Annotated in this window: 18 protein-coding genes; 12 read left to right on the top strand and 6 right to left on the bottom strand. The window is 60.6% G+C overall.

What is annotated here, in order from left to right:
• Window positions 1-14 precede the first annotated feature (14 nt).
• From SKA53_RS14585 to SKA53_RS14575, 3 genes are read right to left on the bottom strand one after another with little or no spacing between them, the layout of a single operon-like run.
• Window positions 15-239, bottom strand: a complete 225-nt coding sequence (locus SKA53_RS14585) for a F0F1 ATP synthase subunit C (protein ID WP_007206947.1) — start codon at window positions 237-239, stop codon at window positions 15-17.
• Between the two features lie 60 nt (window positions 240-299).
• Complete coding sequence (locus tag SKA53_RS14580; protein ID WP_007206946.1) at window positions 300-1,052, bottom strand: F0F1 ATP synthase subunit A; 753 nt, start codon at window positions 1,050-1,052, stop codon at window positions 300-302.
• The gene (locus SKA53_RS14575; protein ID WP_007206945.1) at window positions 1,042-1,377 is read right to left on the bottom strand and encodes an AtpZ/AtpI family protein; all 336 of its coding nucleotides are present in this window, start codon (window positions 1,375-1,377) and stop codon (window positions 1,042-1,044) included. Before SKA53_RS14575 ends, SKA53_RS14580 begins: the two co-directional genes overlap by 11 nt.
• Before the next feature lie 206 nt (window positions 1,378-1,583).
• On the opposite strand from SKA53_RS14575, the gene SKA53_RS14570 reads away from it, so the two are divergent.
• The gene (locus SKA53_RS14570; protein ID WP_040483017.1) at window positions 1,584-1,940 is read left to right on the top strand and encodes an ArsR/SmtB family transcription factor; all 357 of its coding nucleotides are present in this window, start codon (window positions 1,584-1,586) and stop codon (window positions 1,938-1,940) included.
• Here the strand turns inward: SKA53_RS14570 and SKA53_RS14565 are convergent.
• Both SKA53_RS14565 and SKA53_RS14560 read right to left on the bottom strand, forming a co-directional pair.
• Window positions 1,900-2,778: a DMT family transporter gene (locus SKA53_RS14565; RefSeq protein ID WP_007206943.1), complete on the bottom strand. Its 879-nt coding sequence runs from the start codon at window positions 2,776-2,778 to the stop codon at window positions 1,900-1,902. The two genes, SKA53_RS14570 and SKA53_RS14565, sit on opposite strands and share 41 nt — an antisense overlap.
• Window positions 2,775-3,647, bottom strand: coding sequence for a LysR family transcriptional regulator (locus tag SKA53_RS14560; RefSeq protein ID WP_007206942.1), 873 nt, complete (start codon window positions 3,645-3,647; stop codon window positions 2,775-2,777). The genes SKA53_RS14565 and SKA53_RS14560 overlap by 4 nt, the downstream gene beginning before the upstream one ends.
• A 112-nt stretch (window positions 3,648-3,759) precedes the next feature.
• Between SKA53_RS14560 and SKA53_RS14555 the strand changes: the two genes are divergently transcribed.
• The 11 genes from SKA53_RS14555 to SKA53_RS14510 all read left to right on the top strand — a co-directional run bounded on the left by SKA53_RS14555 (window position 3,760) and on the right by SKA53_RS14510 (window position 11,384).
• On the top strand, window positions 3,760-4,131 hold the full coding sequence (locus tag SKA53_RS14555) for a hypothetical protein (RefSeq protein WP_040483336.1): 372 nt from the start codon (window positions 3,760-3,762) through the stop codon (window positions 4,129-4,131).
• A 172-nt stretch (window positions 4,132-4,303) separates the two neighbouring features.
• Entirely contained in the window at window positions 4,304-5,794 is a 1,491-nt protein-coding gene (ffh, locus tag SKA53_RS14550) for a signal recognition particle protein (RefSeq protein ID WP_007206940.1), read from the top strand.
• Window positions 5,791-6,351: a GNAT family N-acetyltransferase gene (locus SKA53_RS14545; protein ID WP_007206939.1), complete on the top strand. Its 561-nt coding sequence runs from the start codon at window positions 5,791-5,793 to the stop codon at window positions 6,349-6,351. Before ffh ends, SKA53_RS14545 begins: the two co-directional genes overlap by 4 nt.
• A complete protein-coding gene (locus tag SKA53_RS14540; RefSeq protein ID WP_007206938.1) occupies window positions 6,344-6,640 on the top strand; it encodes a chorismate mutase in 297 nt (98 codons plus the stop codon). The genes SKA53_RS14545 and SKA53_RS14540 overlap by 8 nt, the downstream gene beginning before the upstream one ends.
• A gap of 49 nt (window positions 6,641-6,689) precedes the next feature.
• Window positions 6,690-7,076, top strand: coding sequence for a 30S ribosomal protein S16 (gene rpsP / locus SKA53_RS14535; protein WP_207327947.1), 387 nt, complete (start codon window positions 6,690-6,692; stop codon window positions 7,074-7,076).
• A 49-nt stretch (window positions 7,077-7,125) separates the two neighbouring features.
• Window positions 7,126-7,278: a hypothetical protein gene (locus SKA53_RS15460; protein ID WP_007206936.1), complete on the top strand. Its 153-nt coding sequence runs from the start codon at window positions 7,126-7,128 to the stop codon at window positions 7,276-7,278.
• The gene (gene rimM / locus SKA53_RS14530; protein ID WP_007206935.1) at window positions 7,271-7,786 is read left to right on the top strand and encodes a ribosome maturation factor RimM; all 516 of its coding nucleotides are present in this window, start codon (window positions 7,271-7,273) and stop codon (window positions 7,784-7,786) included. Before SKA53_RS15460 ends, rimM begins: the two co-directional genes overlap by 8 nt.
• Window positions 7,779-8,579, top strand: a complete 801-nt coding sequence (gene trmD / locus SKA53_RS14525) for a tRNA (guanosine(37)-N1)-methyltransferase TrmD (protein WP_007206934.1) — start codon at window positions 7,779-7,781, stop codon at window positions 8,577-8,579. The genes rimM and trmD overlap by 8 nt, the downstream gene beginning before the upstream one ends.
• A gap of 251 nt (window positions 8,580-8,830) precedes the next feature.
• Window positions 8,831-9,214: a 50S ribosomal protein L19 gene (gene rplS / locus SKA53_RS14520; protein WP_007206933.1), complete on the top strand. Its 384-nt coding sequence runs from the start codon at window positions 8,831-8,833 to the stop codon at window positions 9,212-9,214.
• Between the two features lie 10 nt (window positions 9,215-9,224).
• Window positions 9,225-9,446 carry a 50S ribosomal protein L31 gene (gene rpmE / locus SKA53_RS14515; RefSeq protein ID WP_007206932.1) on the top strand — a complete coding sequence of 74 codons (222 nt, stop codon included), beginning with the start codon at window positions 9,225-9,227 and terminating at the stop codon, window positions 9,444-9,446.
• A 135-nt stretch (window positions 9,447-9,581) separates the two neighbouring features.
• Window positions 9,582-11,384 (top strand): methyl-accepting chemotaxis protein, encoded by a 1,803-nt coding sequence (locus SKA53_RS14510; protein ID WP_007206931.1) that lies wholly within the window; start codon window positions 9,582-9,584, stop codon window positions 11,382-11,384.
• Window positions 11,385-11,671: 287 nt separating this feature from the next.
• Here SKA53_RS14510 and SKA53_RS14505 read toward each other — a convergent pair whose 3' ends face one another.
• Window positions 11,672-13,012, bottom strand: a complete 1,341-nt coding sequence (locus tag SKA53_RS14505; protein ID WP_040483334.1) for a DEAD/DEAH box helicase — start codon at window positions 13,010-13,012, stop codon at window positions 11,672-11,674.
• Window positions 13,013-13,334 lie beyond the last annotated feature (322 nt).

The following is a 13,334-nucleotide window of genomic DNA, read 5'->3' as shown; positions in this document are numbered from 1 at the left end:
ATATGGGTTGCCTGTTAGACTGCGAACATCAGCAGAAGCGACACGAGGAATGCGAAGATCCCCAGCGCTTCGGCGAATGCCAGACCGATGAACAGCGTGGCTGTCTGGCCAGCAGCGGCAGATGGGTTGCGCAATGCGCCTGCCAGGTAATTGCCGGCAACGTTGCCGACGCCGATTGCGGCAAAGCCGGAACCGATTGCAGCCAGACCAGCGCCGATATGTGCGAGTTCGCCTTCCATGAGAATTCTCCTTACGATTGGAAGTTGAGAGGTAGGACGGGTGATTTCACCCATCCGGTGTTAGTGATGCGGGTGAAGTGCGTCCTTGAGATAGACACAGATCAGGATCGTGAAGACATAGGCCTGAATGCCGGCAACCAGCACTTCCAGCCCATAGATGGCGATAATGCCAAGGATCGCCGCAGGGCTGGCGACAGCCAGCGCCGCGAAACCGGCAAACACTTTCAGAACGACGTGGCCCGCCGCGATATTGCCGCCCAGACGAATGGACAGGCTGACCGGGCGCACGAGGTAGGAAATCACTTCGATCACCGCGATGATCGGGCGCAGGAACAAGGGTGCGTCGGACATCCAGAACAATTTCAGGAAAGAGGCCCCATGTTTCACGAACCCAAGGATCGTGATGGCGACGAAAGACCCAAAACCCAGCGTCGCAGTCACCGCGATCATCGATGTCGGGCTATAGGACATCGGGATCAAGGCGATGAAATTCGCAAACAGGATGAAGACGAACAACGTCATGATATAGGGGAAATACTTGACCCCGTCCTTGCCGGTGATGTCTTCGATCATTTTGTAGATGAAACCATACATCAATTCGCCAATCGACTGGACCCGCGACGGAATGATCGCACGGCCCCGGCTCCCCAGAACGAACAGCGCAAAGATCGCCAGCAGGATGATGCCCATCCAGACGGTGAGATTGGTAACGGTATACCAGTTGACCGCGCCATCCCCGAAAGCGGGCTTGACGATGAACTGGTCCAGCGGATGGAAGACAAGACCACCTTTGGTTTCTGGTTCAATCGCCACTTGCGTCACCCTTTTCCTGTGCAGCGCGCTGCTGCTTCAACTGAACCTCTGCTGCCGAGCGCATCATCGTCTGCACACCGGCGGCGAGGCCTAAAAATATGAACAGCACCAGAAAAACCGGCATGGTCCCAAACAGGGTATCCAAGCCGTATCCAATGCCGAAACCGATCCCCAGACCGGCCACGAGTTCGATCACCATTCGCCAGGCAAGCTGCGCTTGCGAATAATGTTCTTCCGAATGGTCCTTCACCTCTGCCGGTGTCTTGAGCGCCGCAATCTTCGCTTCGAGCGCCTTGAGGCGGTCTGCGTTCTGCGGTTCCGGCATCGGTTGGCCCCCTTCGGAAGGTTGGACACCGTCTAGGGTGGTGCAGGCAGAGAGTCAAGCCGCGACGATACCATATCAACCATCTGTTTTAATTGAGTATTTTTAGAAAAGAGAAGTCAAAAAAGGCGGTCGGTGTGCGCGTTTTGTCGATATTCATATTCAACCGGATGGTTGACGTTTGCGTGGTCGGTGGCATAAGCACAGGCATGGCTGCCACGCTCGATAATACCTTTGCCGCGCTTGCGGACCCCACGCGCCGCGCGATCCTGTCGATGCTGCTGGAAGATGACATGGCGGTGACCGATGTGGCCGAGCCTTTCGCGATGTCGCTGGCGGCGATTTCCAAGCATCTGGGGGTTTTGACCGCCGCGGGCCTCATCAGTCAGGAAAAGCGCGGCCGCGTGAAATGGTGCAAGCTTGAACCTGATGCGTTGCGCGCGGCCTCGGTCTGGATGGCGGGGTTCGGGCAGATGGAACCTGTCGATCTGGATGCGTTCGAGGCGTTTCTGGACCTCGAATTCGCTAGTCTTGCCGCAACAACAGAACCAGCGCCGCAATCGTGATCCCCAGCCCCGCCATCACGATGGCGGGCGGCATCTCACCGCCCAGCGCCACACCCCAGACGATCACCCAACTTGGCACCAGATAGGTATAGGCCATCACCTTGCTGCTGGGCAGCCGCATCGTGGCGAATTGCAGCAGAGTAAAGGTGGCCGCGCTGGCGAACAGGGCGGTGTAAAGGATCGTGATCCAGACAATCGCGGGCAATGCTGTCCAGTCGGTCGCACGCAGATCGCCCCAGCCAAAAACCGTCAACAGCATCGCCCCCGCCAGCAGCACACCGAAGCTGAAAACCAATGCAGGTTCCCCCCGGTTCAGCCGCCGCACCAGCGGGGTATAGACCGCATGGGCCAGACAACCGCCCAGATAGATCAATTCACCACGCCCGATTTCGAACCGCAGCACTGCTGCGACATCGGCGCGAAAGATCACCCAAAGCGCGCCCACCCCACCGATCGCCAAGGCCAAAAGAATACGCGGCGTAAAGCGCTGGCCCAGCAAAAGCCAGCCAAAGACCCCCGCCATCAGCGGTGTCAGGGTGAACACGGCGGCGGCGCTGACGGGGGGCGCGGTTTTCAACCCTTCGAACATGGCGACGAAATAGGTGGTCAGGAACCCCGCCAGCAACGGATAGCGCCAGAGAGCCGTGACCGCCCCGCGCGTCATGCCGCCGGTCGCGACCACCGCCGCCCCCAAAATAAACACCGCGATCCAGAACCGCACCGCGTTTAGCGCGATGGGGGCGATATCATTGGCCGCAAGCGCGCCCAGCGCGAAAGACCCCGCTACCAGCGTCGAGAACAGCAGCATCGCCAGATGCCCGGCACGCGGCTGGGTCATTCCAGCGTCTTCATCTGGTCCTTGATGAACCGCAAGAAGGCCTGCACCTTGGTCGTGCGGTGCAGATCGACATGTGTGACAAGCCACAGCGGCGCCGACCATTCGTCAAGGCTGGGGATCACCTCGGTCAAGCCATGCGCTGCGCATTCCTGTTGCACCACGAACCCGATCCCCGCCCCCGCAAGGATCGCATCAAGCATGTTGCGCGGGTCAGAGGCGCGATACATCAACGCCGCATCCGGCACCCTTTGGCGCAGCCAGCGTTCGAACGGGGCCCGGGATTTTTCGTCATCACCGATCACGAACCGGTGGCGCGGCAGGTCTTCTGCCCCGTCCGGCAGGCCAAAACGGTCGATATAGGCCGCCGAGGCCACCAGCGACATCCGCTGCGCCATGAAAGGCTGCACCACATTGTCAGGCTCTTCGGGCATCGTGCCGGCGCGGATCGCGACATGCGCCTCGCCGTATTCCAGCCGGAACACGCGGTCGCCGGTCCGGTAACGGATGCGCAAGTCGGGATATTGCGCCTGAAACGCCACCATCACCGGCGTCAGCCGATGCGACAGCATATCCAGCGAGGTGATGACCAGGTCGCCTGACACGCCTTCGCCCTGCCCCTTGATCCGGCCGGCCAGCTGGGTGAACTGGTCATCGGTTGCTTGCGCCACCTGCAACAGGTCCTGCCCCGCTTCGGTTGCGGTATAGCCGCGCGCGTGCCGTTGGAACAATTTCACCCCCAGCCGCTGTTCCAGCGCGTCGATATGGCGGATGACGGTCGCATGATGCACGCCCAGTTCCTCGGCAGCGCCGCTGACCGTCCCTCTGCGCGCAACCTGAAATGCGGTGCGGATTTCGTCCCAATTATCCATCTCGGTTCCGTGCGCTGACAGACACTCTAAGCTGAAAATCCCGCAAATCGTTCGCCTGCGCAAGGGCAAAGGCGCGCCCTTGATAATGTCCGGTGCGGCCTATCTTTGGGTCATGACACAGACCCGACTTCTGGCCGCCCTGCGCGCCGCGCTCACCATCGCATTCGTGTATTTCGGCCTGCGCAAGCTGACCGGGCACAGCACCGATGTCGCCATCTATGAGGCCATCGGCTTTGGCCAGTTTCCGCGCTATGTCACCGGCTCGGTCGAGGTGTTGGGCGCCGCCCTGCTGTGGTGGCGCGGCTGGGAAGGGATTGCCGGGCTTGTGCTGCTGGCCACGATGATTACCGGTCTGTCGGCCCTGCTGATCTGGGTCGGCCCGCCCTATCTGCATATGCTGGCGCTCATGGCGGGTACCGGCAGCGTGGCCTATGCCTATCGCGCCGATACGCTGCACAAGATCGCGCAATTGCGCGGCAGTTGACTCGCGCCGTCTGTCGGCATAAACGCCAGCCATCCCGGAACGCCTGTGCTTTCCGGTCCCCGCATTCAGGGGATCGCCCTCCGTCAGCGCGTTGCGCCCACGGGGGCGTTCCTGCTTTGGCCTGTCCGGTATAGGATGGGCCGCAACCGAAACGACAAAAGGGCCGTGGCCTATGTTTGAAAATCTCTCCGAACGCCTGTCCGGCGTGTTCGACAAGCTGACCAAGCAAGGTGCGCTGTCCGAAGATGATGTGAAAACCGCCCTGCGCGAGGTGCGCACCGCCCTGCTCGAGGCAGACGTATCGCTGCCTGTCGCGCGCGATTTCGTCGCCGCCGTGCAGGCCAAGGCGACAGGTCAGGCCGTCACCAAATCGATCACGCCGGGCCAGCAGGTCGTCAAGATCGTGCATGACGAACTTCAGCGCGTCCTGACCGGTGACGAAGACCCAGGTGCTTTGAAAATCGACAACCCGCCTGCGCCCATTCTGATGGTCGGTTTGCAGGGGTCGGGTAAAACCACCACTACCGCCAAACTTGCCAAACGTTTGAAGGAACGCGAAGGCAAAAAGGTGCTGATGGCCTCGCTTGACACCAACCGCCCTGCGGCGATGGAACAGCTGGCGATCCTGGGGATGCAGATCGGGGTCGATACCCTGCCCATCGTCAAGGGCGAAACCCCTGTCCAGATCGCCAAACGCGCCAAGGTACAGGCATCCTTGGGCGGCTATGACGTCTATATGCTCGACACTGCAGGCCGGCTGCATATCGACGCCGAACTGATCGCACAGGCCGCCGCGGTGCGCGATGTGGCTAATCCGCGCGAAACGCTGCTGGTCGTCGATGGCCTGACAGGTCAGGACGCGGTCAATGTTGCGCAGGAATTCGACGACAAGATCGGCGTCACCGGCGTGGTCCTGACGCGGATGGATGGCGACGGGCGCGGCGGTGCGGCGCTGTCGATGCGCGCGATCACTGGCAAGCCGATCCGTTTCGTCGGCCTTGGCGAAAAGATGGACGCCATCGAAACCTTCGAGCCATCGCGCATCGCCGGCCGCATCCTGGGCATGGGCGATATCGTCGCCCTTGTCGAAAAGGCGCAGGAAACGATCGAGGCCGAACAAGCCGCGCGCATGATGAAACGGTTCCAGCAGGGCCGGTTCAACATGAACGACCTCAAGATGCAGCTGGACCAGATGCTGAAGATGGGCGGCATGGAAGGCATGATGGGGATGATGCCCGGTGCCGCCAAGATGGGCAAACAGATGGCGGCGGCGGGGATGGATGACGGCATCCTCAAACGCCAGATCGCGCTGATCAATTCGATGACCAAGAAAGAACGCGCCAACCCAGACCTGCTGGCCGCCTCGCGCAAGAAACGGATCGCGGCGGGTGCTGGGCTTGAGGTTTCCGAACTCAACAAGCTGATCAAACAGCACCGGCAGATGGCCGATATGATGAAAAAGATGGGCAAGGGCGGGATGCTGAAACAGGCCATGAAAGGCATGTTCGGCAAAGGCGGCGCCCCCGAAGGCATGCCCGATATGAACGACCCCAAGGCGATGGCCGACGCCGCCAAAGCCCTGCAAGGGCGCGGCGGCCTGCCTGGCTTGGGTGGCGGGATGCAACTGCCGGCTGGTCTGTCAGGTTTTGGCAAAAAGAAATGACATCGTTCGAGCCGAAATATCCCCGCCGGAGGCTTCAGGTTTGCCAAAACCTGAAAACCGACAGGCTGACATTGCGCCGCCCTGTCGCGGATGACTGGCCCGCCTTTCATGATTTCATGATGTCGGACCGCTCCACCGCCTTTGGCGGGCATAAGGATCTGGGCAAGGCGTGGCGCAGCTTTGCGTCCGAGCTGGGCCATTGGGACATCTTTGGCTATGGAATGTGGGCGGTCACGCGCGCGGAGGACGATACCGCCCTGGGCCTTGTCGGCCCGTGGACCCCGCCCGACTGGCCGGAAACCGAAATCGGCTGGATGATCCTGTCGGATGCCGCCGAAGGCACCGGCATCGCCTCTGAGGCCGCGCGCGCCGCGATTGCCCATGCCTATGACAGCCTCGGCTGGGACAGTGCCGTCAGCTATATCGCGCCGGACAATACGCGCTCGATCCGGTTGGCAGAAAAGCTTGGCGCGGCACATGACGCAAAGGCTCTTGGCCCAAAGCCCGACACACTGGTTTACCGCCACCCAAATCCGAAAGGACAGGCCCATGTCTGACGCCGTCACCCGCGCCGCACAAATCCTGAAAGACCATCGCGCCAGCATCGACCGGCTGGATGCGATCCTTGTCTATACTTTGGGCGAACGCTTCAAACACACACAGGCCGTGGGCCGGCTCAAAGCCGAACATGCCCTGCCCCCGTCCGATACAGCGCGCGAAGCCGCGCAGATCGCACGGCTGACCGATCTTGCGCAACAGGCCGATCTGGACCCTGAATTCGCCAAGAAATTCCTGAACTTCATCATTCAGGAAGTGATCCAGCATCACAAACAACACCAATCGTAGGGCGGGGTTCACCCCGCCACCCCCAAAGACATCTTAAAGGAGAAACACCATGTCTATGAAAATCCGGCTCGCCCGCGGCGGTTCCAAGAAGCGCCCACATTACGCCATCGTCGCTGCCGACAGCCGCATGCCACGCGATGGTCGTTTCATCGAAAAACTGGGCACCTATGCGCCAATGCTGCCAAAAGACAGCGAAGACCGCGTGCGCATGGATATGGACCGCATCCAGTATTGGCTGGGTCAGGGCGCACAGCCGACCGACCGTGTTGCCCGCATGCTCGAAGCCGCTGGCGTGATGCCCAAGAAAGACCGTGTCAACCTGAAAAAAGGCACCCCCGGCAAGGCCGCAACCAAGCGCGCCGAAGAAAAGGCAGCGAAAGCCGCCAAAGCTGACGAAGCGGCAAACGCACCTGCCGAAGACGCCGCCGCCGAATAAGCGGCGGACCGTGGCCCGGGTCTTGACCCGGGCTACCCCCAAACACCAGATGTTCCGATTGCTCCGCACCTTCATCCTTGTGATGGTCGCCTTCGTGGCGGGCATGATGTATGAACGGCAAGGCCAGCAAGACATCTGCGAAAACGGCGGTGGCTTATGGGTTTCCAATATCTGTCTTGCAGCGGAGATGATCAATGACTGACCGCGTTATCGTAGGCATGATCGGCGGCTCTTTCGGGGTCAAGGGCGAGGTGCGGCTGAAATCCTTCTGCGCCGACCCGATGGCGATCGCCGATTATACACCGCTTTATACCGAACACGGCGACAGCATCGCGCAGGTGGTGCTGACAGGCCAGCTCAAGGGCGGGTTCACCGCGCGGCTGTCAGGTGTCGTGACCAAAGAAGACGCCGACGCGCTGCGCAACGTGGCTCTTTACGCCGAGCGTGCGGCGATGCCATCGCTGCCCGATGACGAATATTACTATGCCGACCTGATCGGGCTTGCTGTGCTGGACACCGGCGGCAGCAAATTGGGGCAGGTCAAATCTGTCGTCGATCACGGCGCAGGCGCGCTTTTGGAACTGCATGTGCCCGGCCAGTCCGACACCGTGCTGTTGCCCTTTACCCAAGCCGCCGTACCAACCGTCGATCTGGCCGCAGGGCGCATCATCGCGGACCCGCCTGCCGGGCTTTTTGCATCCGATGACTGACACGCCGTCCCGCGCCATCGGGCGCAAATCGATCAGCGCGACATTGAAACCGCGCGAATTGATGACGGATACCCCCCTGCTCGCGGGGGCATGGACCGCGCAGATCATCACCCTGTTTCCGCAGGCCTTTCCGGGCGTGCTGGGCGAAAGCCTGACAGGGCGTGCGCTACAGGACGGGCTGTGGCAGCTACAGACTTACGACCTGCGCGCACACGGGATTGGCAAACACCGCAATGTCGATGACACGCCTGCGGGCGGCGGCGCGGGCATGGTGTTGCGCGCCGATGTGCTGGAAGCAGCCATTCTGGAGGCCCGCAGCGCCGCCAAGGGCATCATGCCACTGGTCTATCTGTCGCCGCGCGGGCGCCGGTTTGACCAGACGATGGCGCGCAACTGGGCGCGGATGGATGGGGTCACCCTGCTGTGTGGCCGGTTCGAAGGTGTTGATGAACGCGTGATCGACCATTTCGGCATCACCGAAGTCTCGCTTGGCGATTTTGTCCTGACAGGGGGCGAGATTGCGGCGCAAGCAATGATCGACGCGACCGTGCGGCTCTTGCCCGGCGTTTTGGGCAATGCCGACAGCGCGGTCGAGGAAAGCCATTCGGGCGGACTGCTGGAACATCCGCAATATACCAAACCCGCCCTATGGCAGGGCCGCCCGATCCCTGACGTACTGATGTCGGGGAATCACGCGAAAATCGCAGCCTGGCGGCGGGCGATGTCCGAACAGATCACCGAACACCGCAGGCCCGATCTTTGGGCTGCATACAAGGCCAAAGACGCCACTTGATCGCAGCCCCCCTTGGGCCTATACGACGCAGGCTTGGGTCGGTTCCGATTCCGGGCCATGCGTTTATGGATCACGCGGATCACGGGCAGCCCTTGCGTTGGGGCAAATCCTGCCGATGGACCAGACGGATAGAATAAAGACGATGACGCAATCTCTGACGGGCGCTACGGCCAGACCCGACAAACGATCAGAGCTATTCGTCATGGCAACAACATTGCGGACCACCGCAAGCATCATAAGGAGCGTTTCAGATGAACCTGATCGCACAGATCGAAGCGGAGCAAATCGCTGCGCTGGGGAAAACCATCCCCGATTTCAAGGCGGGTGACACCATCCGCGTCGGTTACAAAGTGACCGAAGGCACACGCACCCGTGTGCAGGCCTACGAAGGCGTCTGCATCGCGCGCAAGAACGGCAAAGGCATCGCCGGGTCGTTCACCGTGCGCAAGATTTCCTTTGGCGAAGGCGTGGAACGCGTGTTCCCGCTGCATTCCACCAATATCGACAGCATCGAAGTCGTCCGTCGCGGCAAGGTCCGTCGCGCCAAGCTGTATTACCTGCGCGCACGTCGCGGTAAATCCGCACGCATCGCCGAAGTCACCAACTACAAGGCGCCTACCGGCGCTCAGGCATAGGACGGGTTCCATGAAAAAAGAAATTCACCCCGATTACCACGTCATCAACGTCAAGTTTACTGACGGTACGATCGTGCAGATGAAATCCACCTGGGGCAAGGAAGGTGACCAGATGTCACTGGAAATCGACCCTTCCGTGCATCCTGCATGGACCGGTGGCGGCACCCGCCTGATGGATGCCGGCGGCCGCGTGTCCAAGTTCAAGAACAAATACGCCGGTCTGGGGTTCTAAACACCTTTCCTTCGCGATTGTTTCAAGGGCCATATGCAACCGCATATGGCCCTTTTTCATTTGGTCCTCGCGCTTTAAGTGTTTGTTGGTTTTTCAACTGTAGACTTCAGATGTCGTATCACTCTGGGGATTACCATGAAACGTTCTGTCACTCTTTCATTGAAACTGCGCCTTGCCATTATGATGACGATGATCATGCTGGTGGTCTGCGCCGTTCTGGTGTCAATCTCTGCACGCCAGACGAAGAATGCCATGCTGACAGCTGTGGAAGTCCGGCAGGACCAGTCACTGCGCATTGTCGCAGCGGTCTTTCAATCTACCTTCGACGGGTTAACGGTGACCTATGGCCCCGATGGGCAGATCACCCGCGCCAGTTTGACCGAAATTCCCGAATTCGACACGCATGACGTGATCGATCAGGTCGGGCGCGTGTTGCGTGAAACGGCGACATTCTTTCTGTGGGATTCGGAGGAAAACGACTTTCGTCGCATGACCACAAATATCATCAAACCCGACGGTGAACGCGCGGTCGGCACCTACCTTGGCCGCGACAACCCGGTCTATGCTGCGGTGATAAAAGGCCAGACATACCGGGGTGAGGCGGAGATTCTGGGCAAGCCTTATCTCACGGCCTATCTGCCGGTTTACGGCGCAGGCGATGATGTCATCGGTATTATTTACGTGGGTGTCGAACGGACGGATATCGATGCGGCGATATTCGACCGGTTGATGACGATGCTCGTAGCGTCAGTGATCGTGATCGTCTTGGGCCTGGGTACGGTTGTGCTGATGGCAATGCAAATAACGCGCCCGATTACCCAGATATCGAATGCCATCGCTGATATCGCGAGCGGCAATCTCGACACGACCGTACCCCATACCGGAAAGAAGGATGAAATCGGCGAAATTGCCCGCCGTGTAACCGATTTCAAGGTCGGCCTGCAACGCAACCATCAGCTGGAAGACGCAAGCCGGCAAGCGCATGAACAACAGACAAAGGTCATGGGCCTGCTGCGCACGGGTCTGGCCCATCTGGCCCGACTGGACCTGACACATAGGATCGACTCGACCAATTCCGATCCTTTTCCCGCCGCCTATGAGGCGCTGCGCGAAGATTTCAACGCGGTGGTCGCAAGCCTTGGCAAAAGCGTGTCCGACATGACCGAGATCGCACAAGAAGTGACAACCGCCAGCACCGGGATTGCGTCGATGTCGGATTCGCTGGCGCGACGGGTCGAAACACAGGCGGCGACGCTGGCGGAATCATCGGCGACATTGCAAAATCTGAGCGAGAGCGGCAAAGCAATCGCAGCCAAAGCAGCCGAAGCGGACGAGATGGCCAAGCGCAGCCTGAGCCTGTCCAACCAAAGCCGTCAGGTTCTGGATGAAGCAACGCAAGCCATTCAGGAAATCGAAGAATCGTCCGGCCAGATCAACCAGATCATTTCAGTCATCGAAGACATCGCCTTTCAAACCAACCTTCTGGCCCTCAACGCTGGGGTTGAGGCTGCCCGCGCGGGTGATGCAGGCCGCGGCTTTGCGGTTGTCGCGTCAGAAGTGCGGGCCTTGTCGATGCGCGCCACGCAATCGGCCCGCGAAATCCGGACCCTGATCACCGCCAGCCGGACCAAGATCAGCGAAGGCACGGTCCTGGTCCAGAACACCGGCACCGCCCTGAGCCAGGTGCTGGCGCAGGTCGAACAGATGGGCGTGACAATCCAGGCCATTGCCGCATCGGTCAAGGATCAGGCGCTTGGTCAATCCGAAGTCAGTATTGGTGTCCAGCAGCTGGATCATATGACGCAGGAAAACGCTGCTCTGGGCGAAGAAGCAAACGCCGCCAGCAGCACTCTTAGCGACGAGGCGCAACGCCTGTCGGCCACTTTGCGCCAGTTCCACACACCGCGGCAGCAGTCAGGCGCGGTACGTGCAGCCTGACGGCCCGGTTGGTGTATGGCAAGTGATCGCGGCCAGCCCCGAACAGTCCAGATCAGCGCGTGCTTGGGTGGAACCGCTGCTGCGCCATAGCCGGATCAGGCACCATCTGATCTGGCGGCAGAACCAGTATCTCAGCTGCCCTGCCGGACTTATCCAGACCGCCCTGGCCGTGCCAATGCACCAAGGCATGATCAGAGCACCCGCCCCATGGCCTATGATCAGGCGGGACGGTAACGATATTGGCCTGCGCCCCGCGCAATCGTGGCAGGCCGCAGGCCTGAGGCAACTTACGCGGCAGACCGCCCGCGCGACCGGCCAGCGCCACCACCAGCACCTGGTTTGCGACCACCCTGGGGCTTGCCGGCAAAGCCACCGGGCTTGCCACCGGCACGCGGCGCGGCAGAACGGTTCCCGCCACCACCACCAGCACCGCCACCGCCGCCACGACGCCCGCCACCGGCACCGCCGCCATTGGGGCGCTTTTTCTGGCCGGGCATGATTTCCCATGGACGGCCCGATGCGACGGGGATGGTTTCCTTCATCGCTTTTTCGATATCCTGCAGTTCAATCATTTCGTCCGGGGCGACCAGCGCGATGGCTGACCCGTCAGCACCGGCCCGCGCGGTGCGACCAATCCGGTGGACATAGTTTTCCGCCACATTGGGCAAGTCGTAATTGTAGACATGGCGCACACCCGGAATGTCGATGCCACGGGCGGCAACATCGGTCGCCACCAGCACACGGACCTTGCCGGCCTTGAACGCCTCGATCGCACGTTCGCGCTGACCTTGGGATTTGTTGCCATGGATGGACGCCGCAGCAAAACCCTTGGCCTCCAGCGTTTTATAAAGCTTTTCACAGCCATGCTTGGTGCGGCCAAAAACCAGCGCCAGCTCGTCGCGGTGTTTGTCCAACAGATCGACCAGCAAATCGGTTTTCGCGGCCTGCGCCACAAAATGGACCGATTGCGCGATCTTCTTGACAGCCTGACCGGGGGGGTTGACCTGCACACGCACCGCATCGGTCAAAAATGCATCTGCCAGTTCCGACATCAGTTTCGGCATGGTGGCCGAGAACATCATGGTCTGACGATCCTTGGCCAACAGCGGGGCGATCCGGCGCAGGGCATGGATGAACCCCATGTCCAGCATCTGGTCGGCCTCGTCCAGCACCAGATAGACGGTTTCATCAAGCCGCACAGCGCGACGATCGAGCAGGTCGATCAACCGGCCCGGGGTTGCAACCAAAAGGTCGACACCACCCGCCAGACGCTTTGTCTGGGCGGTGATGCCTGCGCCGCCAACGACCAGTGCGACCTTCAGATGGCTGCCCTTGGTATAGGCGGTCAGGTTGTCAGCAATCTGTTTGGCCAATTCGCGTGTCGGTGCCAGCACCAGCCCCCGCACGGCCTTGGGGTTTGGTTTCACACCCGCCTTCATCAGCGCGTGGATCATCGGCAGGCCAAAGGCCGCGGTCTTACCCGTGCCGGTTTGGGCTAGCCCCATCACGTCACGACCATTCATCGCATGCGGGATCGCCTGCGTCTGGATCGGGGTGGGATCGGTGATGCCTTGTTCTTTCAGAACGGCAATCAATCGGGGCGCAAGGCCCAGCATGTCAAAATCCATCATGGATATCCTGTGTTTTCAGCGGACCTGCGGCCCGCGCATATGGGTACGACCCATGGGCGAGCCCCAAAGGTCAAAAGCAGAAGTTGCGCCAAATGCTGACTGCCTGAACCGCATTGTCCGGGCGCCGATGTGGCGCGGGACCCCTGCGTGATCTGGGAACCTGAAAATCAACGGATGCCTTGCGGGTTTGATCCCGCTCTGCTCACGCGGCAGCTTGCATCGGTTGACCTGCACATGATCGGTTGCGCGCCTGTTGTCAAGCGGGGCGTCAGGTGCTGTGGCCATGGGGGCAAAACCACAGATGACAAAAACCACGCAA

The organism is Yoonia vestfoldensis SKA53, assembly GCF_000152785.1.
In the GTDB taxonomy this organism is placed as follows: Bacteria; Pseudomonadota; Alphaproteobacteria; order Rhodobacterales; family Rhodobacteraceae; genus Yoonia; species Yoonia vestfoldensis_A.
Note: the sequence above shows the minus strand (reverse complement) of the source record. Positions and strands in the feature narration are given on the sequence as shown.

Excerpts from the sequence above, each read along its gene's own strand:
- rpmE (WP_007206932.1), top strand. The coding sequence starts at position 9,225 with ATGAAAAAAGAAATTCACCCCGATTACCACGTCATCAACGTCAAGTTT.
- SKA53_RS14570 (WP_040483017.1), top strand. The coding sequence starts at position 1,584 with ATGGCTGCCACGCTCGATAATACCTTTGCCGCGCTTGCGGACCCCACG.
- SKA53_RS14555 (WP_040483336.1), top strand. The coding sequence starts at position 3,760 with ATGACACAGACCCGACTTCTGGCCGCCCTGCGCGCCGCGCTCACCATC.
- ffh (WP_007206940.1), top strand. The coding sequence starts at position 4,304 with ATGTTTGAAAATCTCTCCGAACGCCTGTCCGGCGTGTTCGACAAGCTG.
- SKA53_RS15460 (WP_007206936.1), top strand. The coding sequence starts at position 7,126 with ATGTTCCGATTGCTCCGCACCTTCATCCTTGTGATGGTCGCCTTCGTG.
- SKA53_RS14545 (WP_007206939.1), top strand. The coding sequence starts at position 5,791 with ATGACATCGTTCGAGCCGAAATATCCCCGCCGGAGGCTTCAGGTTTGC.
- SKA53_RS14560 (WP_007206942.1), bottom strand. The coding sequence starts at position 3,647 with ATGGATAATTGGGACGAAATCCGCACCGCATTTCAGGTTGCGCGCAGA.
- rplS (WP_007206933.1), top strand. The coding sequence starts at position 8,831 with ATGAACCTGATCGCACAGATCGAAGCGGAGCAAATCGCTGCGCTGGGG.
- trmD (WP_007206934.1), top strand. The coding sequence starts at position 7,779 with ATGACTGACACGCCGTCCCGCGCCATCGGGCGCAAATCGATCAGCGCG.
- SKA53_RS14565 (WP_007206943.1), bottom strand. The coding sequence starts at position 2,778 with ATGACCCAGCCGCGTGCCGGGCATCTGGCGATGCTGCTGTTCTCGACG.
- rpsP (WP_207327947.1), top strand. The coding sequence starts at position 6,690 with ATGTCTATGAAAATCCGGCTCGCCCGCGGCGGTTCCAAGAAGCGCCCA.
- SKA53_RS14510 (WP_007206931.1), top strand. The coding sequence starts at position 9,582 with ATGAAACGTTCTGTCACTCTTTCATTGAAACTGCGCCTTGCCATTATG.
- SKA53_RS14575 (WP_007206945.1), bottom strand. The coding sequence starts at position 1,377 with ATGCCGGAACCGCAGAACGCAGACCGCCTCAAGGCGCTCGAAGCGAAG.
- SKA53_RS14540 (WP_007206938.1), top strand. The coding sequence starts at position 6,344 with ATGTCTGACGCCGTCACCCGCGCCGCACAAATCCTGAAAGACCATCGC.
- SKA53_RS14585 (WP_007206947.1), bottom strand. The coding sequence starts at position 239 with ATGGAAGGCGAACTCGCACATATCGGCGCTGGTCTGGCTGCAATCGGT.
- SKA53_RS14505 (WP_040483334.1), bottom strand. The coding sequence starts at position 13,012 with ATGGATTTTGACATGCTGGGCCTTGCGCCCCGATTGATTGCCGTTCTG.
- rimM (WP_007206935.1), top strand. The coding sequence starts at position 7,271 with ATGACTGACCGCGTTATCGTAGGCATGATCGGCGGCTCTTTCGGGGTC.